Below are 26,799 nucleotides of genomic sequence, written 5' to 3'. Positions count from 1 at the left end.
GTTATGCAGCATGAGTCGCCGGTAAAACGTCGTGTCTCCCGGCAGATAAAGGTTGGTTCGGTACTGGTGGGTGGTGATGCCCCCATATCGGTACAGAGCATGACCAATACCGAAACCTGTGATGTTGCCGCTACCGTCGAGCAGATCCGTCGGCTGGAAGCGGTCGGAGCCGATATCGTGCGGGTCTCTGTGCCGAGCATGGAGGCTGCCGAGGCCTTCGGTGAAATCCGCAAGCAGGTTGGTATTGCACTGGTCGCCGATATTCACTTCGACTACAAGATTGCCCTGCGGGTTGCTGATCTTGGGGTCGACTGCCTACGCATCAACCCCGGCAATATTGGTCGTGAAGATCGTGTTAAAGCGGTGGTCGATGCAGCCCGCCACAATGGCATCCCGATTCGCATCGGGGTCAACGCCGGCTCGCTGGAAAAGGATCTGCAGAAGAAATACGGCGAGCCAACCCCGGCGGCGCTGGTCGAGTCGGCGCTGCGTCACGTTGAGCATCTTGACCGGCTCGACTTTCAGGATTTCAAGGTCAGCGTGAAGGCGTCCGACGTCTTCATGGCGGTTGACGCCTACCGGCTGCTGGCCAAGCAGATCGAGCAGCCGTTGCATCTGGGGATCACCGAGGCGGGCGGCCTGCGCTCGGGCACCGTCAAGTCGGCGGTAGGGCTTGGCATGTTGCTGGCCGAGGGCATTGGCGACACCATCCGTATCTCGCTGGCGGCTGACCCGGTCGAGGAGATTCGTGTCGGGTTCGATATTCTGAAGTCGCTGCGCCTGCGTTCGCGCGGTATCAACTTCATTGCCTGTCCGAGCTGCTCGCGCCAGAACTTCGATGTGGTCAAAACCATGAACGAGCTGGAGGCGCGCCTCGACGACGTGCTGACGCCGATGGATGTTGCGGTCATTGGCTGTGTCGTCAATGGACCGGGCGAAGCCAAGGAGGCCGATATCGGCCTGACGGGTGGTACGCCGAACAACCTGATCTATCAGGACGGCAAGCCGGATCAGAAAGTAGATAATGCCGAGCTGGTCGACCGACTGGAAAAAATGATTCGAGATAAAGTGGCTGCCAAACAAGCGCTGGATGCCAACACCATCGCCCGCGGTTGAGCGGCCAGGTAATAGGAAAGAGACTTTGAAGACCCTGCAAGCCGTTCGCGGCATGAACGACGTTCTGCCTGAAGACAGCGCCCTGTGGCAATACTTTGAACGCACCGTATCAGACCTGCTGACCAGCTACGGTTATCAGCAGGTGCGTATGCCGATTGTCGAACCGACCGAGCTGTTCAAACGCTCCATCGGTGAAGTGACCGACATCGTCGAAAAGGAAATGTACACCTTCGAGGATCGCAATGGTGACTCGCTTACCCTGCGTCCGGAAGGCACCGCAGGCTGCGTGCGCGCGATGCTGCAGCATGGCCTGCTCGGCGGCGGTGTTGCCCAAAAGGTCTGGTACAACGGCCCGATGTTCCGTCACGAGCGCCCGCAGAAGGGCCGCTACCGCCAATTTCATCAGATCGGCGTGGAAACCTTCAATCTTGCTGGCCCGGATATCGACGCTGAACTGATCGTACTGTCCTGGCGCCTCTGGCAGCGTCTGGGTATCAGCGATGCGGTCAAACTGGAGCTGAACAGCCTTGGCAGCTCGGAAGACCGTGCCCGCTATCGCGATGACCTGGTTGCCTATCTGCAGGCGCGCTTTGATCAGCTTGATGAAGACAGCCAGCGTCGCCTGGCCAGTAATCCGCTGCGTATCCTTGACAGTAAGGTGCCGGAGACGCAGGCGCTGCTGACGGACGCGCCGAAGCTGGCCGACTATCTGAACGACGAAGCGCGCGCTCACTTTGACGGGTTGCGTGCCTTGCTGGACGAAGTCGGCATTCCCTATGTAATCAATCCAAAGCTGGTGCGCGGGCTGGACTACTACGGCCTGACGGTGTTCGAATGGGTCACCGATCAGTTGGGTGCCCAGGGTACGGTCTGTGCCGGTGGCCGGTACGATGGGCTGGTTACCCAGCTTGGTGGTAAGCCTGCCCCGGCGGTTGGCTTTGCCATGGGCATTGAACGGCTATTGTTGCTGATCGAAACGCTCGAGCGCGTGCCCGCTGAACTGGCTCGTCAGGTGGATGTCTATCTGGTCACGCTGGGGGAGACGGCGGTAAAAGCCGGCTTGCGCTTGGCCGAGCAACTGCGTGACGCGCTGCCGTCGCTGCGGTTGGTCGTGCACGCCGGGGGTGGCAGCTTCAAGAGTCAGTTCAAGAAGGCTGACAAATCTGGTGCCCTTTACGCGCTGGTGTTGGGAGAAGACGAAGTGGCTGCGCAGCAGATTGGCTTCAAGCCGCTGCGCAGTGGCGAGGAACAGGAAACCTTGAGCTGGCAGGATGTGCCGGCTCGACTGGCAGAGATTATCTGAGCGGCACTGGCCGTCTCTGGTTTGGCTAAGGAGTGAAGGGTGGCTTACGAGACAGAAGAAGAACAGGTAGAGAAGCTGAAGGAACTCTGGCAGCGCCACGGTGTGCCGCTGCTGACCGGGGTGGCCATCGCTCTGGCAGGGGTATTCGGCTGGCAAGCCTGGCAGAACTACCAGCAGGGGCAGGCGCAGGGCGCCTCCACGCTCTATCAGACCATGCTGGAGTCGGTACTCGGTAGCGACTCCGAGGCTTCACGCGCACGCGCTGCGGAACTCGCAGCGCAGCTGCGCGAGGATTACCCCAGTTCCCGTTACGCCGACTATGCGGCGCTGATGCAAGCGCGGCTGGCCGTAGAGGCCCGCGATTATCCGGTTGCCGAAAAGAGTCTGCGAGAATTGGTTGATACCACCAAGGATGCGGCTCTGCAGGAAGTGGCGCGTCAGCGTCTGGCTCGCGTGTTGGCTCAGCAGGAGCGCGCCGAGGAAGGCTTGGCACTGTTTGCTGCGCCGGTTGAAGGTTCCGAGCTGAAGGCGAGCCGCGAAGAAGTGCGTGGTGATCTGTTACTTGGTCTGGGTCGCAAGTCCGAAGCCCGTGCTGCCTACCAGGCGGCGATCGAGGCGCTGGAGGATGCATCCTCACGCCCGCAGTTGCAATTGAAGTTGGACGATCTGGCGGAGGAAGCCTAGTGAAAGTGATGTCACGTTATCTGGTACTGGGGCTTACAGCCGCTCTGATGGTTGGTTGTGGCAGCTCCGGCAAGAAGGAACTGCCACCGGCCGAGCTGGAAAAATTCGACGCTGAAGTTCAACTGGACCGCGTCTGGAAGCGCAACATCGGTGTTGGTCAGGGCGAATTGTTCAACAACCTGACGCCCGCCCTTGATGGTCTTACGCTCTACGCGGCTGACGCCAAGGGGCGCGTTGTTGCGCTGAACCGCGAAGACGGCGACGAAAAGTGGGAAGTCAAACTGAAGGCGCCGCTTTCCGGTGCTGTTGGTGCCGGCGGTGGTCTGGTCATCGTCGGTACGCTCGACGGCCAGGTAATTGCGCTGGACGAGACTGACGGTAGCGAGAAGTGGCGCGCGCAGGCGTCCAGCGAAGTGCTGGCCCCGCCGCAGACCAATGGTGACGTCGTCGTCGTGCAGACGCAGGACGACAAGCTGGTTGCGCTGGACATCAGCAGCGGCGAACGCCGCTGGATTTACGAGTCGTCATTGCCGGTGTTGACCGTGCGTGGCCACAGCACTCCGATTGTCGATGTGCGTCAGGTGTTTGCTGGCCTGGCCAGCGGCAAGGTCGTTGCGCTGGCAGCCGATACCGGTATCCCGCTGTGGGAGCAGCGTATTGCTCAACCCAAGGGCCGCTCCGAACTTGAGCGCATGGTGGATATCGACGGTCAACTGGTGCTGGATGATGAGCGTCTTTACGTCGTCTCCTACCAGGGTAATGTCGCCGCACTGGACGCCCAGTCAGGTCGCCCGCTGTGGCAGCACCCGGCGTCCAGCTATGTTGGTCCGGGCGTTGGTTTCGGTAGCGTCTACGTCAGCGAGGCGGATGGCACCGTGCAGGCGCTGGACGCTGGCAGTGCCCGTGAGCTCTGGAGCAATGAGTCGCTGGCCCGCCGTCAGCTGACGGCGCCGGTAGCGTTCAGCAACTACGTTGCCGTCGGTGACTTCGCAGGTTACCTGCACCTGCTGGCTCAGACCGATGGCCGTATGGCCGGTCGCGTCAAGGTTGATGGCGACGGCTTGCGTGCCAGCCCGCTGGTGATTGGTGATCTGCTGTTCGTCTACGGTAACAGCGGCGATCTGGCAGCCTACAAGCTGAAGTAAGCCGAAAAGCGGTTATACTTTCCCGGCCGTTACACAGTCAGGTGTAACGGCCGTTTTGTTTTTTTGCACAGCATCTGTGCGCGGAGTAATCATGGTTCCTGTCATCGCTCTGGTGGGGCGGCCGAACGTCGGCAAATCCACCCTGTTCAATCGTCTGACCAAGAGTCGTGACGCCATCGTGGCCGATGTCTCCGGCCTGACCCGTGACCGTCAGTACGGTGAGGCGGTCTGGCAGGGCAAGCCTTATATTGTGGTCGATACCGGTGGTATCACCGGCGACGAGCAGGGTCTTGATCTGATGATGGCCGGTCAGTCATTGCAGGCCATCGAAGAGGCCGACGCCGTGCTGTTTCTGGTTGATGCGCGCGCTGGCCGTACCGCCGGTGATGAACAGATTGCCGAGCACCTGCGCAAACGCAACAAGCACACCTACCTGATCGCCAACAAGATCGACGGCGCTGACCCGGATGCGATCCTTGGCGAGTTTGCCACCTTGGGGCTCGGTCAGCCGCTGGGGATTGCCGCCGCGCACGGTCGTAATATCAACCCGATGCTGGATGCGGTGCTCAATGACGAGAGCCTGCAAGTCAGCGGCGAAGAAGGGCGCGTCGTTGAGCCAATCGGTACCAAGATTGCGATCATCGGTCGGCCGAACGTCGGCAAGTCGACGCTGGTCAACCGCATGCTCGGTGAAGACCGGGTGGTGGTATTTGATCAGGCCGGTACCACCCGCGACAGCATCTACATCCCCTACGAGCGTTTCGAAAAGCCCTACACGTTGATTGATACCGCCGGGGTGCGTCGCCGTGGCAAGGTGTTCGAGGCCATCGAGAAGTTCTCGGTGATCAAGACCCTGCAGGCAATCCAGGACGCCAACGTGGTGATCTTTGTCGTCGATGCCCGCGAGGGGATTGTCGAGCAGGATCTACACCTTTTGGGCTTCGTGCTGGAAGCCGGCCGTGCGCTGGTCATTGCTGTCAACAAGTGGGACGGCATGGCGCAGGAAGAGAAGGAATACGTCAAAACGGAACTGGAGCGCCGGTTGATTTTCGCCCAGTTCGCCGACATTCACTTTATTTCTGCGCTGCATGGCAGTGGCGTCGGTCTGCTCTACAAGTCAGTGGATCAGGCCTATCAGGCGGCGATGACCAAAATTCCGACCCGTCGGATGACCGAGATTCTGGAAGACGCGGTGAGCGAACACCAGCCGCCTATGGTCAATGGTCGCCGTATCAAGCTGCGCTATGCCCATCTCGGTGGGTCCAACCCGCCGATTATCGTGGTCCACGGCAATCAGGTCGATTCGGTGCCGCGCTCCTATACCCGTTATCTGGAGAACACCTTCCGCAAGGTGCTACGCCTGACCGGCACGCCGATCCGCGTTGAGTACAAGGGCAGTGATAACCCCTATGCCGATCGCAAGAACACGCTGACCGAGCGTCAGGTGAACAAGAAGCGTCGTCTGATGAGTCACAACAAGAAGATGAAGAAAAAGAGCAAGGACAAACGCTGATCCTGCTCAAACAAAAAAGCCGGCATCACGCCGGCTTTTTTGTGTCCGCTGCTCAGGCTTCCAATGCCGGGTAGTCGGTGTAGCCCTCGGCGCCGCCGCCGTACAGCGTGCGCGGGTTGACCTGATTGAGCGGCGCACCAGCCTGCAGCCGTGCGACCAGATCCGGGTTGGCGATATAGGGACGGCCGAATGCAGCAAACTGCGCCAGACCGCTCTCGAGCGCGCTGGAAGCGCTTTCGCCATCCAGACCGCCGGCGAGGATGAAGTCGCCTTTGTAGACCTTGCGCAGCGCGGCCAGCAGTTCGTCGAAGCCTTCGTAGCTGCCACCTGCCCAGTCCGGCTTGTTGACGTGAACATAGGCCAAACCACGGCTGTTCAGTTGCTCCAGCAGGTAGCTGAAGGTTTCCAGCGGGTTGGCGTCCTCAACACCGTTGAAGGTGCCGAGCGGAGAAATGCGGATGCCAACGATGCCGGCGTCGCCTGCCGCGGCGACCACTGCATCGACGACTTCGAGTACCAGGCGGGCGCGGTTTTCGACGCTGCCGCCATACGCATCGGTGCGCTGGTTGCTGTTGGAGCAGAGGAACTGGTCGAGCAGGTAGCCGTTGGCAGCGTGAATCTCTACGCCGTCAAAGCCGGCCTGCAGTGCGTTGCGGGTTGCCTGTGCGTAGGTTTCCACCACCTGCGGCAGCTCGGCGGTTTCCAGCGCGCGGGGGGTAGAGGCGGCTGCCTTGTGATGGCTGCCATCGGGTTCCTGCACGTAGACGTCCGCTTTGGCGGCAATGGCAGAGGGGGCGACCGGTGCCTGACCGTTGGGCTGAATCAGGGTGTGGGAGATGCGGCCGACGTGCCACAGCTGCAGGAAGATGCGGCCACCGGCGTTGTGCACAGACTCGGTGACAGCCTTCCAGCCTTCAATCTGTTCGGGGCTGTGAATGCCGGGCGTCCAGGCGTAGCCCTGTGCTTCGGGGCTGATTTGCACTCCTTCGCTGATGATCAGACCGGCGTTGGCGCGTTGGGTGTAGTACTCGACGTTCAGAGCGTGGGGTAGATTGCCGGGCTGAGCAGCGCGTTGGCGGGTCAGCGGGGCCATTACGACGCGGTTCGGCAGATCTAGGCTGCCGAGGCGAGCGGGTTGAAACAGGGTATCGCTGGACATGGGTGTCTCCCGGATTCAGTCATCGGTGAATTACCAATGCCGGTCATTATGGGGGTGGCATTCTTTTTCGCAAGTACGTACGATTTTGGCAGTCACTTACCAAAAGGTAATCATCAGATGACCGAAGAGCAGTTACGCATCGCCGAGAGCAAGCGATTGGTGCGCGGCGACAAGACCTACTCGACGCCCATCGAAGTCACGCTGGATGTGATCGGCGGCAAGTGGAAGGCTGTGTTGGCTTATCACATCATTCAGGGGCCGCAGCGGTTTTCGGAGTTAAAGCGTTTGGTGCCGGGTATTACCGAGAAGATGCTGACCCAGCAGTTGCGTGAGCTGGAGCGCGACGGAGTGGTGAGTCGCACGGTGTTTGCCGAGGTGCCGCCGCGGGTCGAGTACCGTATTACCGAGCACGGTGCGAGTTTGCAGCCGGTGCTGGCGGCGATGTGCAGTTGGGGCAGGGAGCACTGGCAGCAGAGCGCTGCCAGTGCAAATGACTAATCTGCGGGGCGGGCGCCCCGCAGGTCCTCAGGCGGCTTGCGCCTCGGCCTGACGCAGTGCTCGGTTGAGGGCGCTGAACAGGGCGCGGAAGCTGGCGGTAGTCAGGTTCTCGTCGATACCCAGACCGTGTACCGGGCGACCGCCGTCCAGGCGGACTTCAACGTAGGCTGCGGCCTTGGCATTGGTGCCGGAGCCGATGGCGTGCTCGTGGTAGTCCATGATTTCCAGACCCACTGGCAGGCCGGCTACCAGGGCTTCCAGCGGGCCTTTGCCCAGTCCGCGCCAATGCAGGGTGTTGCCCTGATTGAGCACTTCCACATCGACGGCGCTGGTGCCGTTCTCTTCCTGCAGGCGATGACGGATCAGCGCATACGGGCTGGTCGCCTGGAGGTATTCCTTCTCCAACAAGCCGTGAATCTGTGCAGCGGTCAGTTCCAGACCGAGGCGATCGGTTTCACCCTGAACCACCTGGCTGAACTCGATCTGCATGCGACGCGGCAGGCTGATGCCGTACTCCTGCTCCAGCAAATACGTAATGCCGCCCTTGCCTGACTGGCTGTTGACTCGGATGACCGCCTCGTAGCTACGGCCAATGTCCGCCGGGTCGATCGGCAGGTAGGGGACTTCCCAGATGCCGTTCGGATCTTGCTGGCTGAAACCCTTGCGGATTGCGTCCTGATGCGAACCGGAGAAGGCGGTATGGACCAGGTCGCCGACGTACGGGTGACGCGGATGCACCGGCAACTGGTTGCATTCTTCTACGACCTTGCGCACGGCGTCGATGTCGGAGAAGTCCAGCCCTGGATGCAGGCCCTGGGTGTACATATTCAGCGCCACGTTGACCAGGTCGACGTTACCAGTGCGCTCACCGTTGCCGAACAGGCAGCCTTCGACGCGGTCTGCACCAGCCATCAGGCCCAGCTCGGTCGCCGCGACGCCGGTGCCACGGTCGTTGTGAGTGTGCAGGCTGACCAGCACGCTGTCGCGGCGGCTGATATGGCGGCAGAACCACTCGATCTGGTCGGCATAAATGTTCGGGGTGGATACCTCTACGGTCGCCGGCAGATTGAGGATTACCTTGTTTTCAGGCGTCGGTTCCCAGACATCCAGCACCGCATCACAGACTTGCACCGCGAAGTCCAGCTCGGTGGAGGTGAAGATTTCCGGCGAGTACTGGAAGGTCCACTCGGTCTCGGGCTGCTTGGCAGCCAGCTCCTTGATCAGCTTGGCGGCGTTGACGGCAATGTCGGTCACGCCCTGCTTGTCTTGCTTGAAGACAATGCGACGGAAGCTCGGCGCGGTGGCGTTGTAGACGTGAATGATGGCCTTTTTGGCGCCTCGGACAGATTCGAAGGTGCGTTCGATCAGGTCGGCACGGGCCTGGGTCAGCACCTGAATGGTGACGTCATCCGGGATATGGCCATCCTCGATCAGCGTGCGCACGAAATCGAAATCAGTCTGGGAGGCAGAGGGGAAGGCCACCTCAATCTGCTTCAGGCCCACGGCGACCAGTGTCTTGAAGAAGCGCAGCTTGCGCGCCGGGTCCATTGGCTCGATCAGTGACTGGTTACCGTCGCGCAGATCAGAGCTGCACCAGACCGGTACTTCGGTGATGGTGCGGCTGGGCCACTGGCGATCAGGAATGTCGATCGGCTGGAATGCGCGGTACTTGCTTGACGGGTCTTTGAGCATGCTCATGGTGTTGATTTCCCTGGGCTGGCCGGCCTCTCGTGAAGGCCTGAGGCAGTAACAGATAAGAGTTCGTTGCAGTAAACGGTAATGGCTGCGATGTTGCGTTGCAACAAGTTGAAAAAAAATGGCAGGAATCACCTTTTTGGTGATAAATGTTGGGTTTTATTGCCCCTGCGGGGCGATTTCTGCCGAATGTTTGCGCAGCGGTTTCAGAGCGACATCAAGGTTGATAAGTGCCGATGAAAATCGCCGGGTCGACCCGGCTGCCATTCAGACTGACGTTCCAGTGCAGGTGAGGCCCAGTGGCGCGACCGGTCGACCCGACCTTGCCGAGCACGCCACCGCGAGGGATTTCCTGCCCCACGTCGACATCAATGGCAGAGAGGTGGCAGAACATGCTGATCAGCCCCTGGCCGTGGTCTACAAAAACGGTCTTGCCATTGAAGAAGTAGTCGCCTACCAGAATCACTTCGCCAGCGGCTGGGGCCTTGATCGGCGTGCCGGTGCTGGCGGCAAAGTCGAGTCCGGAGTGCGGGTTGCGTTCCTCGCCATTAAAGAACCGTCGCAGGCCGAAGGCACTGGACTGGCGACCGGGCACCGGGCGATCAAACAGCAGGTTGCTGGGCTGACGCGGGCTGAATCGGGCGTAGGCATCGGTTTGTTCTTGCAGTTCACGCTGGATGCGCGCCAGCTGCGCCGGATCCGGATTGACCTGGCTGCGGTTTTTCAGCGTGATGTGCTGCTGTGCGTACTCACGTGGGCCGACGGTGAAACCCAGTTGGCGTCCGTCTGCCAGTTCGATGTGCTGTTGGCCGGTTGGTACGTCCAGGCCAAGCCCGACGATGGCAATCCAGCGCTGACCGTCTTCGCGAATGGTCAGCAGCGGCTTGCCCTGAAAGGTTGCGCGCGGCGCGTCGGCTTGTTCTGGCAGGGCGACCACGGCAACGCCGCCGGGCACGGGTTTATTGAGCAGGCGGGTGATAAAACCGTCGGCCAGCGCCGGCAGGCTGAGTCCGGCCAGCAGCAGCGCTACCAGCGGGCGGCGTAGTTGATTCAGGAACATGGATCAATCCAGCAATGACAAGGTGTGGGGTTCGTCTTTCACTACTTCTACCGCCAGCGTGCCGTCGTGCAGTCGGGCGTTCAGGCGCTGGCCCGGGCGGGTATCGCTAGCACTGCGTACAGCCTTGCCCTGCTGGTCGAGCAGAATGCTGTAGCCGCGGCCAAGGGTGGCCAGCGGACTGACCAGATGCAGTGCCTGCACCTGCTGCTGCAGGCGCGTATGCGCGTGCTTAAGTTGTTGCTGCATGGCCCGCGGCAAGCGCTGGTCCAGCTGTTGCCATTGTTCGTGCAGGCGCTGCAATCGGCGGCCCGGGTGCTGGGTGTTGAGCCGCGTTTGCAGGTACTGCAGGCGATCGGCACGCTGACGAAGACGGTTGTCGACCGCGCGCCGCAGGCGCATTTCCAGTTCGTCCAGCCGCTGTGCCTGCTGGGCCAGACGTTCGCCAGGATGCCGCAGGCGTCGACGCAGCCCGTCCAGCTGCAGGCGTGCTCGGCTCAGGCGCTCGTTCAGCCGTTGTTGCAGGCGACGCTGCAGCTGCTCGATCTGGCGCAGCAGGGCCAGTCGATCCGGGCTGAGCAGTTCCGCCGCAGCAGACGGGGTGGGTGCGCGCACATTGGCAACAAAGTCGCTGATGGAAAAGTCGGTTTCGTGGCCGACCGCACTGATGGTTGGCGTCTGGCAGGCGGCGAGGGCGCGGGCGACGCTTTCCTCGTTGAACGGCCAGAGGTCTTCCAGTGACCCGCCGCCGCGGCTGAGGATGATGGCATCAAACCTGGCCCGGTCGGCGCGCTCCAGCGCCTTGACCAGTTGCGGTGCGGCTTCGCGCCCTTGTACCGCAGCCGGGACGATCACCAGTTCGATAAAAGGTGCTCGGCGGCCGAACACGCTGATGATGTCGCGCACGGCAGCACCACTCGGCGAGGTGATGACGCCAATGCGGGTGGGGTGGCCCGGCAGTGGGCGCTTGCGCTCGCTGTCGAACAGGCCCTCGGCCTGCAGCTTGGCTTTCAGCGCGTCGAATGCCTGACGCAGTGCGCCGTCACCGGCGGCCTCGACACTGTCGACGATCAACTGATAGTCGCCGCGGCCCTCGTACAGGCTGACCCGGCCACGGGCACGGACCTGCTGGCCGTCACGCATCGCCAATCGCACCCGGGCGGCGTTCTGACGGAACAGGGCACAGCGAATCTGTGCCCGGTCGTCCTTCAGGGTGAAGTACATGTGGCCGGAACTGGGGCGCGACAGATTGGATAGCTCGCCCTCGACCCAGATGCGTGGAAAAACGTCTTCCAACAGTTGCCGGGCGCGGGCATTGAGTTGGCTGACGCTGAGCACATCCGGCTCGGCGGTGAGCTTCTTAAATAGGTGATCGTCGTTCATGGGGGGCATTCTAGCAGGCTGTTGAACATCTAACTGCATTGCCATTGCTACCCTAAACGCAGTATCAGAATGCGCATTTACTTGATGGAGATTTTGCGTCGTCGTCTGCTTTTGCCTTGCATTGGCCGCTTCGCCTATGGTTTCCAGGCGTCTGCCAAGCCATCTGCCGGGCAGCGCGCCGCAGCTGATGTGTGCGGTGATTTAGCATGCTGAATCCAATTGAGTGTGACCGGGGGGATAGGTATAATGGCGCGCTTCCATTTTCCCGCTCGGGAGCCTGCTATGCTGCGTATTCGCCAAGAAGCACTTACCTTTGATGACGTTCTCCTGGTGCCCGGATACTCCGAGGTCCTGCCCAAGGACGTGAGTCTCAAGACCCGTCTGACCCGTCGTATCGAACTGAACATCCCGCTGCTGTCCGCCGCGATGGACACCGTCACCGAAGCCCGTCTGGCGATTGCCATGGCGCAGGAAGGTGGCATGGGCATCATTCACAAAAACATGACCGTCGAGCAGCAGGCCGCCGAAGTCCGCAAGGTCAAGAAGTTCGAGTCCGGCGTTGTCCGTGACCCGATCACCATCGATGCCAGCGCAACCGTTGCCGAGCTGATCGAGCTGACCCGTCAGAACAACATCTCCGGGGTGCCGGTGCTGTCCAATGGCGACCTCGTTGGTATCGTCACCGCCCGCGATATTCGCTTTGAAACCCGCATGAACGCGCTGGTCAGCGACGTGATGACGCCGAAGGAAAAGCTGGTAACTGTCAAAGAAGGCGTTGCTGCTACAGAAGTACGTCAGCTGCTGCATACTCACCGTATCGAGAAAGTGCTGATCGTGGATGATGCGTTCCGTCTGCAGGGCATGATGACCGTGAAGGACATCGAAAAGGCCCGGGCCTATCCGAACGCCGCCAAGGACGATCAGGGTCGTCTGCTGGTTGGCGCAGCTGTTGGCACCGGCCCCGAGACCCCGGCGCGGGTTGAGGCGCTCGCCGCTGCTGGCGTTGACGTGATCATTGTGGATACTGCACACGGCCACTCCAAGGGCGTGATTGATCGCGTGAGCTGGGTCAAACAGAACTTCCCGGATATTCAAGTGATCGGCGGTAACATCGCCACCGGCACAGCCGCCAAGGCACTGGCCGACGCGGGTGCGGATGCGGTCAAGGTGGGCATTGGCCCAGGGTCGATCTGCACTACCCGGATTGTTGCCGGTGTCGGTGTACCGCAAATGTCTGCGATTGCCGACGTAGCTGCCGCGCTGGAAGGCACCGGTGTACCGCTGATCGCGGACGGTGGTATCCGCTTCTCCGGTGACCTGGCCAAGGCCATTGCCGCTGGCGCATCGGTTGTGATGATGGGCTCCATGTTCGCCGGTACCGAAGAAGCGCCGGGCGAAGTCGAACTGTTCCAGGGCCGCTCCTACAAGGCCTACCGCGGCATGGGCTCGCTGGGTGCGATGGCCAACGCCGGTGGTGGTTCCGCCGACCGTTACTTCCAGGACTCCGCAGCGGGCGCCGAGAAGCTGGTGCCGGAAGGCATCGAAGGCCGCGTACCCTACAAGGGCGCGTTGTCAGCCATCATCCATCAATTGATGGGCGGCCTGCGAGCCTCGATGGGGTATACCGGTTCCAGCTCCATCGACGAGATGCGTACCCAGCCCGAGTTTGTTCGTATTACCGGTGCCGGCATGAGTGAATCGCACGTACACGATGTGCAGATCACCAAGGAAGCGCCGAACTATCGAGTGGGTTGAGCGTAGCTCAACCCATCAGCGGCAAGCTGAAAGCCTCAAGCTGCAAGCAGCACGGTGTGCGCTTGTCGCTTGCAGCTTCGGGTTTGCCGCTTACTTTCTCTGAGGAAATTCCATGTCCCTGCAAGATATCCATGCGCACCGCATCCTGATTCTGGACTTCGGTTCCCAGTACACCCAGCTCATCGCCCGTCGGGTACGTGAGATCGGTGTTTACTGCGAGATCCACCCCTGGGACATGAGTGCCGAGGACATCAACGCCTTTGCGCCGCGCGGTATCATCCTTGCCGGTGGTCCGGAGTCGGTTCACGCAGCTGACAGCCCGCGCGCGCCGCAGGCCGTATTCGACCTGAATGTCCCGCTGTTTGGCATCTGCTACGGCATGCAGACCATGTCCGAGCAGTTGGGCGGCAAGGTCGAAGGGTCGAATGTTCGCGAATTCGGTTATGCCCGTGTCGATGTGGTCGGCAAGGGTCGCCTGCTCGATGGTATTGAAGACCACGTCGACGCCGACGGTGTGTTTGGTCTGGATGTCTGGATGAGCCACGGCGACAAGGTCACCACGATTCCTGAAGGCTTCCACGTACTGGCCAGCACCCCGAGCTGCCCGATCGCTGCAATGGCCGACGACGAGCGCGGCTACTACGGTGTGCAGTTCCACCCGGAAGTGACCCACACCAAGCAGGGCGGCCGCATTCTGTCGCGCTTCGTGCTCGAGATCTGCGGCTGTGAAGCGCTGTGGACGCCGGCCAACATCGTTGAAGATGCCATCGCCACGGTGCGTGCACAGGTTGGCGACTCCAAGGTGCTACTGGGCCTGTCTGGCGGCGTTGATTCCTCAGTGGTTGCAGCACTGCTGCACAAGGCGATTGGTGATCAGCTGACCTGTGTCTTTGTCGACAACGGTCTGCTGCGCCATCAGGAAGGCGATCAGGTCATGGCCATGTTTGCCGAAAACATGGGCGTCAAGGTCATCCGTGTTGATGCCGAAGACCTGTTCCTCGGCCGTCTGGCCGGTGTCGCCGATCCGGAAGAGAAGCGTAAGATCATCGGCCGCACCTTTATCGAGGTTTTCGACACCGAAGCGACCAAGCTGCAGGATGTGAAGTTCCTCGCCCAGGGCACCATCTACCCGGACGTGATCGAGTCGGCTGGCGCCAAGACTGGCAAGGCCCACGTGATCAAGTCGCACCACAACGTCGGCGGCCTGCCGGACGACATGGCTTTTGAACTGGTCGAGCCGTTGCGCGAACTGTTCAAGGACGAGGTCCGCAAGATCGGTCTGGAACTGGGGCTGCCCTACGACATGGTCTACCGTCACCCGTTCCCGGGTCCGGGGCTGGGTGTGCGCATCCTCGGTGAAGTGAAGAAGGAGTACGCTGACCTGCTGCGTCTGGCGGATCACATCTTTATTCAGGAGCTGCACAACTTCGACTGGTACCACAAGACCAGCCAGGCCTTCGTCGTGTTCCAGCCGGTCAAGTCGGTTGGTGTGGTAGGTGATGGCCGTCGCTACGCCTGGGTGGTTGCCCTGCGTGCGGTAGAAACCATCGACTTCATGACCGCTCGCTGGGCTCACCTGCCGTACGAGCTGCTGGAGAAGGTCTCCAACCGCATCATCAACGAAATCGAAGGCATCTCCCGCGTCACCTACGACGTCTCAAGCAAGCCGCCGGCGACCATCGAGTGGGAGTGATTCCACCTCGCTCGTTGTCAGAAGAAGGTGCCCAATCGGGCGCCTTTTTTGTTTCAGCACATCTGTTGATGCGCGCTATTCCAGCGCCACAAGTCCCCCGTACAGCGCATGTTGGCGTGCTACAGGTCGGTAATCAGGGCTGAGAGTGCGAAAGATCGTGCAGCATTACGTTTTAATTGCAGCTAACAGTGATATCGCGAAGCAGGTCTCCTCGGGAAAGCTGGTTTTTGCGGCTTTCCTGCCACTTCGCGGGCCCGCCGGTGAAAAGCGGGCCAGTGCTAAAGAGGTGTCTGTTCGGGCAAGTCTCAGGCGCTGGACAAGCCGCGTGAGAAGCGCCGTTTGTGAGCGGTCATGGGGATGGCGTTGCATTACGTGAAAGCAGCTCTTTGGCCATCTCTATTGCCTGCTCATGTGATCTTGCAAGAATAAGTGGGTAGCCCCAGAACTTGGCAAATACGGTAGCAAAGGCCTTGAAACCAAGACGTTTTGCCGAGCTGGGTTCGACTAGAATCATGGCCAGAACCAGCCTGCGTAATTCAGCCTTGTGCTTTTTCATCCAGAGTGCAGTGCGCTTCTTGTCTTCCGGTGAGTGCTCGTGGTCTTCAGCGGGTGCGGTGTCGCTCAAGATGACGAAGGGCTCGCCGCGCCGCAAATTCGCCTCGAACTCTTCGAAGTCCTTCTGGTGATCATGTCCGGGTTCTTGCGTAAGATTCATCCAGACCAACGGGAAGTCAGAGCTGTTCATCGTCATGGTCGTTTCCTGTTTCTTTGATGTGACGCCAGGTGGCGGCAATGGCGAACACGCCCGGCAATGTAATGAAGAATACGGCCGAAAAGGCAACGTACCAGCCGTCACGCATTCCGTCGGAGATTCCCCCGAGGGTATTCAGCGCCACAAGCAGGCTGCCGAGAATGAACGTCGCCCAGTGAGACTTTTGGGTTCCGATCAGTGCGAGCAGCATAGTGACGATCCAGCACCCGTAGAACGCGGGAAAAACCCACAGTACTCCGGGGTCAAACGTAATCGCCGGTGTTGCTCCTTGTGCTCTCACATAATCGTTTATGTAAAAGAACAACTGGAAGGTGACAAACAGCACGGCACCTACGGCTGTCGTTAGCCAGAACAAGGCGACCTTGCTTGAGGTGTTCGTGGCCAGGTTTGGTGCTGGGGGCTGAAGGGGCATAAGCGCTTTCTCCATGGTTGATGGTTGTACGGCAGAGGTTTTCCCTGTGCTGAAATGTTCGCCTGAGAGCAAATCAATACCTGTAGTTCAGCGTCACCATCACATTGCGTGGTGCGCCGTAACCCACGGTGTCGTAATCGCCCTTCTGCAATGCGTACTCCTTGTCGAAAACGTTGTTGACGTTGACCGCCACGTTGGTCTGATCGGTGATCGCGTAACGCCCCATTAGTGACGCTATGGCATAAGAATCCTGTTCTCCGCCCAAGGTGCTAGTGCCTGTATTGGCGGCCTTGTAGAAGCGGCTTTGCCATTGGACGCCTGCGCCCAGCGTCAACTTGCTCCACTGTCCGGGCAACTGATAGGTGTTGAAAAGCTGAGCGGTGGTGCGCGGTAGCTGCGCGTTCAGACGGGCGCCATCGCCATCTTGTGCCGTGAAATGGGCGATACCGGCGTAGATATTCCAGCCGCGCGCCAGCTCACCCTGAACATCCAGCTCAATACCGCGCGATTTCGTCCCATCGGTGCCCTGGTAAGCCTGTGCACCGGCTGGTGTATAGGTTCCTGCAACCATCTGTGCTGCGTTGTCCAGCTCGGTCTCGAATAAGGCAACCGACGCATTCAGACGCCCTTCCATATAGGCCCCTTTGAGGCCAATTTCCGTGGTCTTTCCCTTTGTCGGTGTGAGCACGTTGCCGCTGCTGTCGCGATAGTCGGTTTGCGGATTGAATATCCTTGTGTAGCTCACGTAGAGCGAATAGATCCTGTCGATGTCGTAAACCAAGCCGGCATACGGGGTGAACTCACTGCTCTTTTTGTAGTGCAACGACGAGCTGCCGGCGACGTCGTCGATTTCGTAGCTGCTGACGCGGGCGCCGATTATGAGTTTCAGAGGCTCAGCCAGCGAGAATCGGGCTGCGCTATAGACTCCGTTTTGCTTGATTCGGGTGCTGGTTGGTATCGACGGCATGGCATCGAAGTTCGGGCGCGGAAACGCTGGGCTTAGTTCATAAACATTGATCGGCACAAGGCCTGCGTAGAACGGGGCGATATCCGCCTGGCTGGCCTTGCGGCGCGAACTTGTCGCCCCCACCACCAGTTCGTGCTGTCGACCCAGTAGCTTGAAGGGGCCGCTGGCCATGACGTCGAAGGTGTTTTGACGGCTGTGGCCCTCGGACGCCAGTGCGACCGGGTAGGCCCCGTTGGGATAGGTGCCCAGCCCGGTAGCGCGGTCGGGACGACCGACCAGACCGAGCAGTTCGGCATCGTATTCGGTACGGTACTGATTCGCCACGGCCCGAAGCTCCCAGCCATTGGCGAAACGGTGCTCAATCTCGGCAAACGCTGTCTTGAGGGTGTTGTCCCAATAGCTCCAGTCCTGTGCATAGTTCTTGGAGCGTGAATACTCTGCCTGTGTACCGTCGCTGAACCAGAGCGGCAAACCGCCCCAGGTGGAGCCCTTCGGTGTGATGTCCTGGTAGTCGTAGCCGAGGCTCACCGTTGTATCTGAGGTTAGGTCTGCTTCGATGATGCCGTAGAACGACTGCCTCTTGGGTTTGTAGCCGTCGAGATACGAGTGTCCATCCTGGTACGTGCCCACCAACCGCGCACGGATGCGGCCGTCATCGGTCAATGGCGTCGAGATGTCGCCCATGCTCCGGTAGTTGTCCCAACTCCCAGCACCAAGCGAAGCCGCTGCCGAGAAGTCACGGGTCGGCCGTTTGCGCACCAGATTGATAGCGGCTGAGGGATTACCGGTACCCGTCAGCAGGCCGGAGCCGCCGCGTACTACTTCGACACGGTCATAGAACGCCGTATCGAGAGAGCCGATTCCGCTCCCGTTGACGATGTTGCCGACTACGGTGGGGATGCCGTCGTACTGAATGTTGTTGATTAAGAAACCACGGGAATAGAAACTCGTGCGCTCGCTGTCGGACTGGTAGGACTCGACGCCCGTGGTGTTCTCCAGCACTTCCTGCACCGAATTCAACTGCTGATCATCCATGCGCTGGCGGGTGATCACCGTTACCGCCTGCGGGGTTTCCCGCAGGGACAGCGGCAGGTGCGTCGCAGCGGCCGTCTCGCCCGTGGTGTAGGAACCGGTATCTTCGGTGGTTGCTCTATCACTCTGGCCGGTTACGGCAATAGCCGGCAAGGCTATTTCTCCCTGAGCTGCCCCGGTTTTGGTTTGGATCTGCGTTGGCTCAGCGGCGTTTGCGCCCTGCGCGCCAATGAAAACTGCTGCCGCAATAGCTGAGCCGAGCAGGGTGCGGGGCGCGCTCCTGGTGGTTGTTAGTTTCGACATCAATAATACTCATTTGCATTTGAATGCCGTATTTAACAATGAAGGCAAAGAGGCGTCATGGCGAAATCAGGCCAGATTGTTATTCATTTAGGCCAATCGCAACGCTGTTCGCCGACGTGGCTGTAGTGAATAGGATGCTTGGAGAGTCTTGCTCGGCGGCTTTTTCTCAGCGTGAGCACACGCCGCCTAATGGTGGTTTGCTGCGCTCTGGCCAAGCGCTCCGTTAATGTTGGCAGTTGCAGGCTGCCGAGGCGGGCTTGGTTCCCGACGCGGAGTCGGCCTTTACCATCAACAGAGCTGTGCGACATGCCGGCGACATCGCCAGCCTAAGGAAAGATGATTAACGCCGGGAGGGGGACGACGTTTTCGAGCTAGCACTGCAAAGTGCGATCAGGGCGAGACGTCATCGGGGAGCATGATGCCGGGCACCGAAGCAAGCTCCGCGCCGCCCATACGATCCGAGAGATAGCGTGCCGGAGGCTTGCCCACCGCCTTGCGGAACATGGTGACGAACCCGCTGGCGTTTTCGTATCCCAGTTCCAAAGCTACCGTTTGCACGCTTTCACCCTTGGTCAAACGTTGAAGCGCAAGAATCACATGCAGCTGCCGACGCCAGCGCCCGAAGCTCATGCCTATCTCATGCAGCAGAAGCCGGCTCATGCTTCGCTCGCTCATGCCTATGCGGATAGCCCAATCGGCCTTGGCGGTCTTGTCCGAGGGATCGGCCAGCATCATTTCTACGAGGTTGCGCAGTCGTGGGTCGCGCGGCATGGGCAGATGCAGGTCTTCCACCGGCGCTGCCGCCAACTCATCGAGCAATGTGGCAATCAAACGGTCTTCCCGTCCGCCCAGTGCGTAAAGCTCAGGAAAGCCGGCCACTTTCACCAGCAACTCACGTAGCAGTGGCGATACCGAAATGGTGCAACAGGTTTTCGGAAGGTCTGGTGCGGCGTCTGGCTCGACGAACAGGCAATAACATTCCGTTTCACCTGCCCCTCGCGCCGCATGCGGTAAGTCTCCCGGTATCCATATGGCGCATTGCGGCGGCACGATCCAGACGCCGTCTTCAATTTCGCAATTGAGGATGCCGCGTAGGGAGTAGATCAACTGCGCCTTGCGGTGTTGGTGCTTCGCGTTTTCCCAGTCATTTGTTACCGATGTGGCACTCAGGGCCACCACCGGTCGCGAGACGCTGTCGATGTCCCTTGGCACCGTCACATCGGTGATTGCAATGCTCGACATGGTGTCTCGTAGCACCTCGGACGGAAGATGGGAGTTTGGCCTAAATGGAAAATAGTATGATCAACTTGTTCAATACCGTCTAGCCATACTGCCGTTGAGGTCGCTTGACCATGCTGGTCATTTTTGCGCTCGACGCTAGGGGTTTTCTTTTGCTCGCGCATAACGCCGTAGCCAGCAAGTTGAACGGGCCATGCCCGCCAGGAGCGCTGTTAGCTCCACGCCTCAGCTCATGACTGCCTGCAGCCAGGCGGCCAGTACCCCTGCGCCGACGGCGATGACCATGGGAATGGCCACCCTGAGTCCCAGGCTGCGGGTGCCGAATATCAGTGCCATCGCTGCCTTGATCAGGCTGTTACTGAGGGCCGCCAGCAGTATGGCGATGACCGCGGTTTCCTGATCCAGTGAACCCAGAGACAAGCGGGCGATGGCCAGGGTGATCGCGTCCACATCTACAAGGCCGGATACCACCGACAACATCAGTACGCCCTTGTCGCCCAGCCATTGCGTGAGTAGTTCGGCTAGCAGCAGAATCGCCGTCAATAGCGCGCCGAACATCAGCGCCGAACTGAGATCCAGCGGGTTCTTGTTAAGTGTGGGCTGCTCCGTGGTGAGTGTGTCTCGATGCTGATACCAGATCAGCAGGGCTGGGATATAAATAAACAGTACGGTGATCAGTACCGGCCCCAGCAGAACGGGCAGCAGTGCCTGATTCAGCAGCGTGCAATACACCAGAATGCGCGGGAACATGGTGCCACAGGCAATGAGAATGCCTGCAGCCAACTGCGGGCTCAGCTCGTCGGCCGAACGTGACGCCTTGGCATAGTGCAGGGTCAGCGCGGTGGAAGAGCTGAGTCCGGCAAACAGGCTGGTGAACAGAATACCTTTGGCAGTCCCTGCAACACGGACGGCAAAGTAGCCGATGAACGAGATCATGGCGATCAGCACCACCATGATCCAGATGTTGTACGGATTCAGCGCTTCGCCAGGCCCGAAGCCTCTGTTGGGCAGCAGTGGCAACATAACCACGGTAATCAGCAGCAGTTTCAGGCCGGCATCCAGCTCTTTTTCCTGCAGGCGGTTGAGCAGGCCGTGAATCTCCTCGCGATTGTCGAGAATGATTGCGGTGATGACGGCGGCGGCCGCCGCCAGCGCGGGTGAGATGGCAATCGTCACTGCGCCGTAACTGAAGGTCAGCAGCAGGCAAATCAGGTTGGTGATGCTGAAGGTGTTTTGCTGACGCGCCTGATGACTGAAGGCCACCAGGGTAATGGCAGTCAGTGACAGTATCGCTGCCGGCAGCACCCAGATGGTTATCTCCTCTGCCAGCAAGGCGCTGATGCCCCCAAACAGTCCCACCAGGGCAAAGGTGCGAACGCCGGCAATGCGCTCGCCCGCCTTTCTGTTGCGTGCCTGCCAGCCCCGCTGAATGCCGATCACGGCACCCAGCAGCAGGGCTATCCCCAAGTGCAGAGCCTGCTGATTACTCAGCAGAAAATCGTTTACGATCCCGTTCATCTCATCCCGTTGTCATGGCTAGCTGTCTAGCGACAGACTAATCCTTTCGGCAGCACGCAACTACCCGGTCGCTGCAGCTATTGCCCGGTTGCAGAGTGCGGCCCGCATGACGATGCCCGAGTAAGGGCTTTGAATCGCCTGGCATTGATCGTAACGGGCCTCGATCATATCCATTGGAAAATACTTTGAGCATGAGCCGATCCAGGCCAAGCGTAAGCGCTGTGAGCATGCTGCATGTCAGGAGCAGAATATCCAACCGCTGGCCCAGGCCGGCCATGACCAGGCCTAGTCCGAGGAGCACATAGTAGAGCATGCTCAGAATGGCACCTGCGGTGCCAAGCCGGTTGGCGTAGTTCCTCAACGCACCGGCAAGAATATTTGGGATGGCCATGGCGTAGCCCAGGGCAATAACGGCCATGCCGATCAGAAAGGCCGGGCTGAACGAAAGCACGTACGTGAGGACCGCGCCAATGGCCAGCAACAGAACGCCAAGGGTGATCAGTTGTCTGGCGCTGCTACCACGCCGCAACAGCAGCGAATTTGTGAATGCACCAAGAAGCGAGGCGGCAGCAAGAACAAGGCCGCTTTCTCCGAAGCCAAGCCAATGGCTGTCTAACTGCTCAAAAAGGAATGGGCCAAGTTGGTAGTAGCCAAACATGGCGAGGTTGAAGAGCGCGATCAGCGCAGCACTGCTCCAGATTGTCGGGTCTTTCAGCATGTCGCGCAGCGTTTGCTGAAAGTGTGCGGGCTGAACATTGTGCGGCCGGGTTTCGGGCCAGAAGACAGCGCTCAAGCTAACCAGGGCGATAGCCAGCAGAGCCAGGCCGGCGAACACGCCTTGAAGGCCCGCGTGAAACGCCAGCACCTGGCCGAGCAACATGCCGATGGCTGGACTGACCGCCAGTGCCATGCCGAGAAGGGAGAACACGCGGGCAAGACCAGCGCCACGATAGCTGTCGCGCAACGACGTCTGCGTGACGATTGAACCTGCCGCCGCCCCGAAAGCCGAGATGAATCGGGCGATCAGAAGCTGTGCAAAACTGTCGGCCAACATCGCCCACCCGCAACCAAGGGTGTAGCACACCAACCCGGCAAGCAGCGCGGGGCGGCGGCCGACAATATCGCAAAGTCGGCCCCAACTGACGACGCCGAAAGCGAAAGCAACAAACCAGAGTGAGAGGGGTTGCGCTGCCTCCTCGGGGGTGATGCGATAGCTGACTACAATCTGCGGCAGCGCCGGGCTGTAAATGGTTTCTACGACCTGAGGGAAGCTCAGCAGTAAAATGACGAGTACAAGAGGGGGACGACGAAGCATGATAGAGCCCGGATGCTGTGTGTGTCCGGTACTTTAGGGAGTAGACGGTGCGGGGATTACAAGGATAATGACAATAAATATTCAAAGTCGGACACGCTGGATAATCCATGGCCTGGTTGTTCCCCTCGGACCACTTCAATGCTGAGCAACAGGCTCAACCAGTCGTGGGCATCGCTTCACGTCTCGTACAACACGACTCGGGCTGGCATCGCCATGGACGCGGTCAGCTTCTGTTCGCCGTCGCCGGTTCGATCCGGATCAATCTGCCCAACGCAACCTCAATTCTGCCGCCGATCCGAGTTGCATGGATCCCGTCGGGTATCCCGCATCAGGTCACGATCCGCAGTGAGGTGGACTATCGCTCAATCTATCTCGACGAGACGCGGATCGCTTCGCCCCTCGACGGGGTAACCATCTTGGCGATGACGCCTCTGCTGCGAGAGGTGTTCGAGCGGATTAGCCTCCAGCCTTTCGATACGGACTGGTCACAGGGAGCTGCGCGCAATTTGCTGGCGGTTTGCCTTGATGAATTGGCGACGGCACGACATGAACCCATGTTGCTGAGGGTCCCATCCGACCCGCGTTTGGCACAGCTGGATAGTGAAGTGCTTCCACCCGAATTGGAGGCACTGTCACACAAGGTTGGTGCAACCGCGCGGACAATCTCCCGTATCTTTCGTCGTGAGACCGGCATGAGCTATCAGGTCTGGCGGCAAAATTGGCGCCTCTTGCGGGCAGTGGATCTGCTCGTTTCGGGCTTGAGTATCAGCCTTGTGGCATCTGAACTTGGCTTTGCCAGCGACAGCGCCTTTATCGCGTTCTTTCGGCAGATGACGGGTGAAACCCCGAGACGTTACCTGCTCAGGGAAGGGAGCAGCAGATGAGCGCCTGCAATGCAGCGTAAGCGTCCTTACAGCAACAGGTGCGCATGAATGGCCAAACAGGTTTGTAAGCGCTAGCCCAAGGCGCTGGCGCTTACAAACCACTATTCACAAGTCAGGCAAGGCAGACGGAGTGTGAGGGCTGGTTTTTTAAATACGCACAAAGAAACGGGCCGATCACGGATTTTGGTTCTGTCTGCAGACCTGCAGGTCCCCCCTGATAAATGATGTGGCCACCGTATTTCCCTGCGCCCGGCCCCATTTCAATGACATGGTCAGCGGCTGCGATCATATCCAGATTGTGTTCGACGATGATGAGTGTGATCCCTTGCTCGACGAGGGTGCCGAATAGCTGTATCAGGCGCTCTATGTCTTGGGTGTGAAGACCCGATGTGGGCTCATCAAATACGTATATCTGGCCACTGAGCCCCAGTTCCTTTGCCAGCTTCAGCCGCTGCCGCTCCCCCCCTGACAAGGTCGAAAGGCGCTGTCCTATCTGCAGGTATCCCAACCCCACCTGCTCCATTCGTGCCATCGTTTCCCTGATCTCTGGGTTGCCATCAAACAGCCGTCGAACATCGGGCGCACGCATGCGCATAACCTGATCGATGGGGTACCCTTTGGCCCGAATAGCACGGGCCTCAGCGTTATAACCCGAGCCGCCGCACACGTCGCACACCGATTCAACGGTGTCCAGAAAGGCCAGATCAGTGCGTACTACACCGCGACCTTTACAAGTCGGGCATGCCCCGGCAGCGTTGTTGCTAAACAAGCCAACAGGTTTGCCGCTCTGGCGGGCGAAGACGCGGCGAATCTCGCCTAGTGCGCCCAGGTAGCTGGCTGGCGTCGAGCGGGATGAACCACGAAGCTCCGTCTGGTCGATCACAACCACATCGGGGCGAAGCACCGGTAAAATTCGGTTTGTGAGCGTCGACTTGCCGGAACCCGCGACGCCAGCGACAACGGTTATGGCCCCCAGCGGGATGTCGGTAGACAGATCCTGTACGTTAAACATGGATTGGTGTCTGATGTTGATCCAGCCTGATGGGGTGCGGGGCGTCATATTGATCCGATGCTGCTTGCGAAAGCCCCGCCCAGTTGCTGTTTCTGCGTCTCGCAGCCCTGCCACCGTGCCTTGGTAGACAACTTCCCCGCCTGATTGGCCAGCCTGTGGCCCCATGTCGATCACCTGATCTACGATGCATATCAGGTCAGGGTCGTGCTCAACCAAAAGGACGCTGTTGCCTTTGTCCCGCAAGCGTATAAGCAGCTCCCCCAAGTGCTTAACGTCACGTGCGTGCAATCCGACACTGGGTTCATCGAAGATATAAGCGATCCCGGCCAGGCTGCTACCAAGGTGGCGCACCATCTTTATTCGCTGTGATTCGCCGCCTGACAAGCCCGAGGTTCCTCGGTCCAGGCTGAGATAATCGAGGCCGATATCGATCATGCTGGCCAGCTTCTCTGTCATCGACGACAGAACTGGCTGCATTTCCGGTTCGCTGATGCCACTTACAAAATCCAGTAAGTCGCTTGCCTCCATCGCGGCGCAGTCGGCGATGTTGTGCTCCCCGATCCGACAGGCAAGCACTGTCGGATTAAGGCGACCGCCCTTGCAGGCGGGGCAGGGGCCGCTTATTGTCACGCGCGCCAGTGCCTCGCGTTCTACCGTTGAAAGTTCGCTGTCTTCGCGTTCCAGAAATGAACGGCGCAGGCGGGGTAACACCCCCTCATACGTCGTTGTTTTTGGCCAACCCGGTTTAGGCGCTGTTACTGGCGTGCCTTCTTCAATGGTCAGGCGCTGCCATTGCTCATCGGTATAACGCTCAAGCGGCTTGGTCGTATCAAAGAAACCTGAGAGGGCATAGCGCTTCCAGCGCCACGAAGAGGGTTCGAATCCAGGGAAGCGAATCGCGCCGTCGTCCAGCGAGCGCGTGCGATCAAACAAGGCATTCTCGTCTATCGTTCGAACCGTTCCCAACCCCTGACACTGTGGACACATGCCATGGGGGGTGTTGAACGAGAACAGGCTGGATTCGCCGATGTGAGGTTTCCCTATGCGCGAAAAGAGCAGGCGCAGCAGCGCGTAAATTTCGGTCACAGTGCCGACGGTTGAACGGGCATTGCCACCCAGCCTGCGTTGGTCGATCACGATCGAAGCCGGTACGTTCTCGATACGATCAACATCCGGCTGGCCAAAGTGAGGAAGACGGTTGCGGACGAAGGTTGAATACGTTTCAGCCAGTTGCCGCTGGGATTCTGCGGCGATCGTATCGAACAGCAGCGAGGATTTGCCTGAGCCCGAGAGACCGGTAAAGGCGACAATCTGATGTGTCGGGATGTCGAGGGTCACATTCTTCAGGTTATTGGTTCTGGCTCGCACCACACGAATGGGCCGTTCAGTCATGCCCAATATCCTCCATTTGCAATCCGCTGACTGCTTTGCGGCAGAGTTCGGCGAAGATAGCCTGCTCTCCACTCGTCATGACTGAGGCGACCAACTGTGCCGCACCCTGCCGCTGCATGGCTGCCCGCTTCATGAAAGCTACTCCCTGCTCGCTTAACCGCGTCGCCTGGGCGCGACGGTCAGTGTCGTCTGCCATCTGCTCCACCAGTGCTAAATCCTTGAGCACACGCAGCGCCTTGGAGAGTTGGGTTCGAGAAATCCCGAGACGCTTGCTAATGACAGACGGACGTAACGCCCCGTTAACACGCAGTATTTCCAGAACATCATATTGAGCCCAGGTTATGGCTTCCGGTGTATAGCGGTTGCGGCGAGCGACCAGCTCGCATTGCAGAAGTGACAGGGCGCTTTCTATCTCTGAAGTTTTTTCAGGGTTCATGCTTGAGTTCTTTATGGTTTCCTTTTGGAAATCATATTTTGATTTTTTCCGCCAATCAACCCGGTTTATTGGGGGAAATGATTGCCGAAGTTGATATTTAGGCGCGCAATTGACTGTTCGCTGCAAGACTGCTTTTTTGGTTAGGGTTGTCGCCCCGTCTGGGCATTCCAGCCTCGTTGGCGTAGGCATCCTCATCTACTAGGCCGGGTTGCATCATAAGTCCGATGTACAAACGGCCGCGGGTTTCGCTAAGAGCATCGCAACAAGCGGCGGGTATGCTTCGCGCGGAATCACATTAACCGCAAGGCTATCGACTGGCTTGTCAGCCCTCGCGGCGATGGCCATGAAAGTGTGTGGGGATATGTGGGTAGTGGTCGAACCGTGTTTGGAGAAGAGGGGACCGCCTTTTTCTGCGCAATGGTTCTGCAATAACGGAGCGATTTGCGTCAGCAACAGGGGCCAACTGAGTTGTAAATGGTGCGCTGCGGTTGTGGCAACCAAGGGTATCGGCCCGTA

21 protein-coding genes are annotated in these 26,799 nt (G+C 59.5%); 9 read left to right on the top strand and 12 right to left on the bottom strand.

What is annotated here, in order from left to right; all coding sequences use genetic code 11:
* Positions 1 to 3: 3 nt before the first annotated feature.
* The 5 genes from ispG to der all read left to right on the top strand — a co-directional run bounded on the left by ispG (position 4) and on the right by der (position 5,761).
* Entirely contained in the window at positions 4 to 1,116 is a 1,113-nt protein-coding gene (gene ispG, locus ACKPCU_RS17700) for a flavodoxin-dependent (E)-4-hydroxy-3-methylbut-2-enyl-diphosphate synthase (RefSeq protein WP_104738867.1), read from the top strand.
* A gap of 52 nt (positions 1,117 to 1,168) precedes the next feature.
* Positions 1,169 to 2,419 (top strand): histidine--tRNA ligase, encoded by a 1,251-nt coding sequence (gene hisS, locus ACKPCU_RS17695; RefSeq protein WP_229744448.1) that lies wholly within the window; start codon positions 1,169 to 1,171, stop codon positions 2,417 to 2,419.
* Between the two features lie 39 nt (positions 2,420 to 2,458).
* Positions 2,459 to 3,103, top strand: a complete 645-nt coding sequence (locus ACKPCU_RS17690) for a YfgM family protein (protein ID WP_104738865.1) — start codon at positions 2,459 to 2,461, stop codon at positions 3,101 to 3,103.
* A gap of 8 nt (positions 3,104 to 3,111) precedes the next feature.
* Positions 3,112 to 4,248: an outer membrane protein assembly factor BamB gene (gene bamB, locus ACKPCU_RS17685; protein ID WP_104738943.1), complete on the top strand. Its 1,137-nt coding sequence runs from the start codon at positions 3,112 to 3,114 to the stop codon at positions 4,246 to 4,248.
* A 91-nt stretch (positions 4,249 to 4,339) separates the two neighbouring features.
* The gene (der, locus tag ACKPCU_RS17680; protein WP_104738864.1) at positions 4,340 to 5,761 is read left to right on the top strand and encodes a ribosome biogenesis GTPase Der; all 1,422 of its coding nucleotides are present in this window, start codon (positions 4,340 to 4,342) and stop codon (positions 5,759 to 5,761) included.
* A gap of 52 nt (positions 5,762 to 5,813) precedes the next feature.
* On the opposite strand, the gene ACKPCU_RS17675 is transcribed toward der, so the two are convergent.
* Entirely contained in the window at positions 5,814 to 6,920 is a 1,107-nt protein-coding gene (locus ACKPCU_RS17675; RefSeq protein WP_321348730.1) for an alkene reductase, read from the bottom strand.
* A 117-nt stretch (positions 6,921 to 7,037) separates the two neighbouring features.
* Between ACKPCU_RS17675 and ACKPCU_RS17670 the strand changes: the two genes are divergently transcribed.
* Positions 7,038 to 7,418 (top strand): winged helix-turn-helix transcriptional regulator, encoded by a 381-nt coding sequence (locus ACKPCU_RS17670; protein WP_321348728.1) that lies wholly within the window; start codon positions 7,038 to 7,040, stop codon positions 7,416 to 7,418.
* A 27-nt stretch (positions 7,419 to 7,445) separates the two neighbouring features.
* Here the strand turns inward: ACKPCU_RS17670 and leuA are convergent, their stop codons facing one another.
* From leuA to xseA, 3 genes are all read right to left on the bottom strand, one after another.
* A complete protein-coding gene (gene leuA, locus ACKPCU_RS17665; RefSeq protein WP_104738862.1) occupies positions 7,446 to 9,116 on the bottom strand; it encodes a 2-isopropylmalate synthase in 1,671 nt (556 codons plus the stop codon).
* A 214-nt stretch (positions 9,117 to 9,330) separates the two neighbouring features.
* Positions 9,331 to 10,173, bottom strand: a complete 843-nt coding sequence (locus tag ACKPCU_RS17660) for a peptidoglycan DD-metalloendopeptidase family protein (RefSeq protein WP_321348726.1) — start codon at positions 10,171 to 10,173, stop codon at positions 9,331 to 9,333.
* A 3-nt stretch (positions 10,174 to 10,176) separates the two neighbouring features.
* Positions 10,177 to 11,562 (bottom strand): exodeoxyribonuclease VII large subunit, encoded by a 1,386-nt coding sequence (xseA, locus tag ACKPCU_RS17655; protein ID WP_321348724.1) that lies wholly within the window; start codon positions 11,560 to 11,562, stop codon positions 10,177 to 10,179.
* Between the two features lie 273 nt (positions 11,563 to 11,835).
* Here xseA and guaB point away from each other — a divergent pair, with 273 nt between their 5' ends.
* Both guaB and guaA read left to right on the top strand, forming a co-directional pair.
* Positions 11,836 to 13,308 carry an IMP dehydrogenase gene (gene guaB / locus ACKPCU_RS17650; RefSeq protein WP_104738859.1) on the top strand — a complete coding sequence of 491 codons (1,473 nt, stop codon included), beginning with the start codon at positions 11,836 to 11,838 and terminating at the stop codon, positions 13,306 to 13,308.
* A 112-nt stretch (positions 13,309 to 13,420) separates the two neighbouring features.
* On the top strand, positions 13,421 to 15,001 hold the full coding sequence (gene guaA / locus ACKPCU_RS17645) for a glutamine-hydrolyzing GMP synthase (RefSeq protein WP_104738858.1): 1,581 nt from the start codon (positions 13,421 to 13,423) through the stop codon (positions 14,999 to 15,001).
* Between the two features lie 349 nt (positions 15,002 to 15,350).
* Here guaA and ACKPCU_RS17640 read toward each other — a convergent pair whose 3' ends face one another.
* The 6 genes from ACKPCU_RS17640 to ACKPCU_RS17615 all read right to left on the bottom strand — a co-directional run bounded on the left by ACKPCU_RS17640 (position 15,351) and on the right by ACKPCU_RS17615 (position 22,559).
* On the bottom strand, positions 15,351 to 15,752 hold the full coding sequence (locus ACKPCU_RS17640) for a hypothetical protein (protein WP_104738856.1): 402 nt from the start codon (positions 15,750 to 15,752) through the stop codon (positions 15,351 to 15,353).
* Positions 15,733 to 16,185 carry a hypothetical protein gene (locus tag ACKPCU_RS17635; RefSeq protein ID WP_321348718.1) on the bottom strand — a complete coding sequence of 151 codons (453 nt, stop codon included), beginning with the start codon at positions 16,183 to 16,185 and terminating at the stop codon, positions 15,733 to 15,735. Before ACKPCU_RS17635 ends, ACKPCU_RS17640 begins: the two co-directional genes overlap by 20 nt.
* A 73-nt stretch (positions 16,186 to 16,258) precedes the next feature.
* Positions 16,259 to 18,487 (bottom strand): TonB-dependent siderophore receptor, encoded by a 2,229-nt coding sequence (locus ACKPCU_RS17630; RefSeq protein WP_321351882.1) that lies wholly within the window; start codon positions 18,485 to 18,487, stop codon positions 16,259 to 16,261.
* A 390-nt stretch (positions 18,488 to 18,877) separates the two neighbouring features.
* The gene (locus tag ACKPCU_RS17625; protein ID WP_321348715.1) at positions 18,878 to 19,729 is read right to left on the bottom strand and encodes an AraC family transcriptional regulator; all 852 of its coding nucleotides are present in this window, start codon (positions 19,727 to 19,729) and stop codon (positions 18,878 to 18,880) included.
* 222 nt (positions 19,730 to 19,951) lie between these two features.
* Positions 19,952 to 21,244, bottom strand: a complete 1,293-nt coding sequence (locus ACKPCU_RS17620; RefSeq protein WP_321348713.1) for an MgtC/SapB family protein — start codon at positions 21,242 to 21,244, stop codon at positions 19,952 to 19,954.
* Positions 21,245 to 21,281: 37 nt separating this feature from the next.
* Positions 21,282 to 22,559 (bottom strand): MFS transporter, encoded by a 1,278-nt coding sequence (locus ACKPCU_RS17615; RefSeq protein ID WP_321348710.1) that lies wholly within the window; start codon positions 22,557 to 22,559, stop codon positions 21,282 to 21,284.
* A gap of 107 nt (positions 22,560 to 22,666) precedes the next feature.
* Between ACKPCU_RS17615 and ACKPCU_RS17610 the strand changes: the two genes are divergently transcribed.
* A complete protein-coding gene (locus tag ACKPCU_RS17610) occupies positions 22,667 to 23,443 on the top strand; it encodes an AraC family transcriptional regulator (RefSeq protein WP_321348709.1) in 777 nt (258 codons plus the stop codon).
* Between the two features lie 112 nt (positions 23,444 to 23,555).
* Here ACKPCU_RS17610 and ACKPCU_RS17605 read toward each other — a convergent pair whose 3' ends face one another.
* A complete protein-coding gene (locus tag ACKPCU_RS17605; RefSeq protein WP_321348707.1) occupies positions 23,556 to 25,847 on the bottom strand; it encodes an excinuclease ABC subunit UvrA in 2,292 nt (763 codons plus the stop codon).
* A complete protein-coding gene (locus ACKPCU_RS17600; protein ID WP_321348705.1) occupies positions 25,840 to 26,283 on the bottom strand; it encodes a MarR family winged helix-turn-helix transcriptional regulator in 444 nt (147 codons plus the stop codon). Before ACKPCU_RS17600 ends, ACKPCU_RS17605 begins: the two co-directional genes overlap by 8 nt.
* Between the last annotated feature and the right edge of the window lie 516 nt (positions 26,284 to 26,799).

The sequence above is a fragment of the Halopseudomonas oceani genome, from assembly GCF_963677335.1.
Classification (GTDB): domain Bacteria; phylum Pseudomonadota; class Gammaproteobacteria; order Pseudomonadales; family Pseudomonadaceae; genus Halopseudomonas; species Halopseudomonas oceani.
The sequence above is the reverse complement of the archived record's forward strand: the minus strand, read 5'-3'. Positions and strand labels throughout refer to the sequence as shown.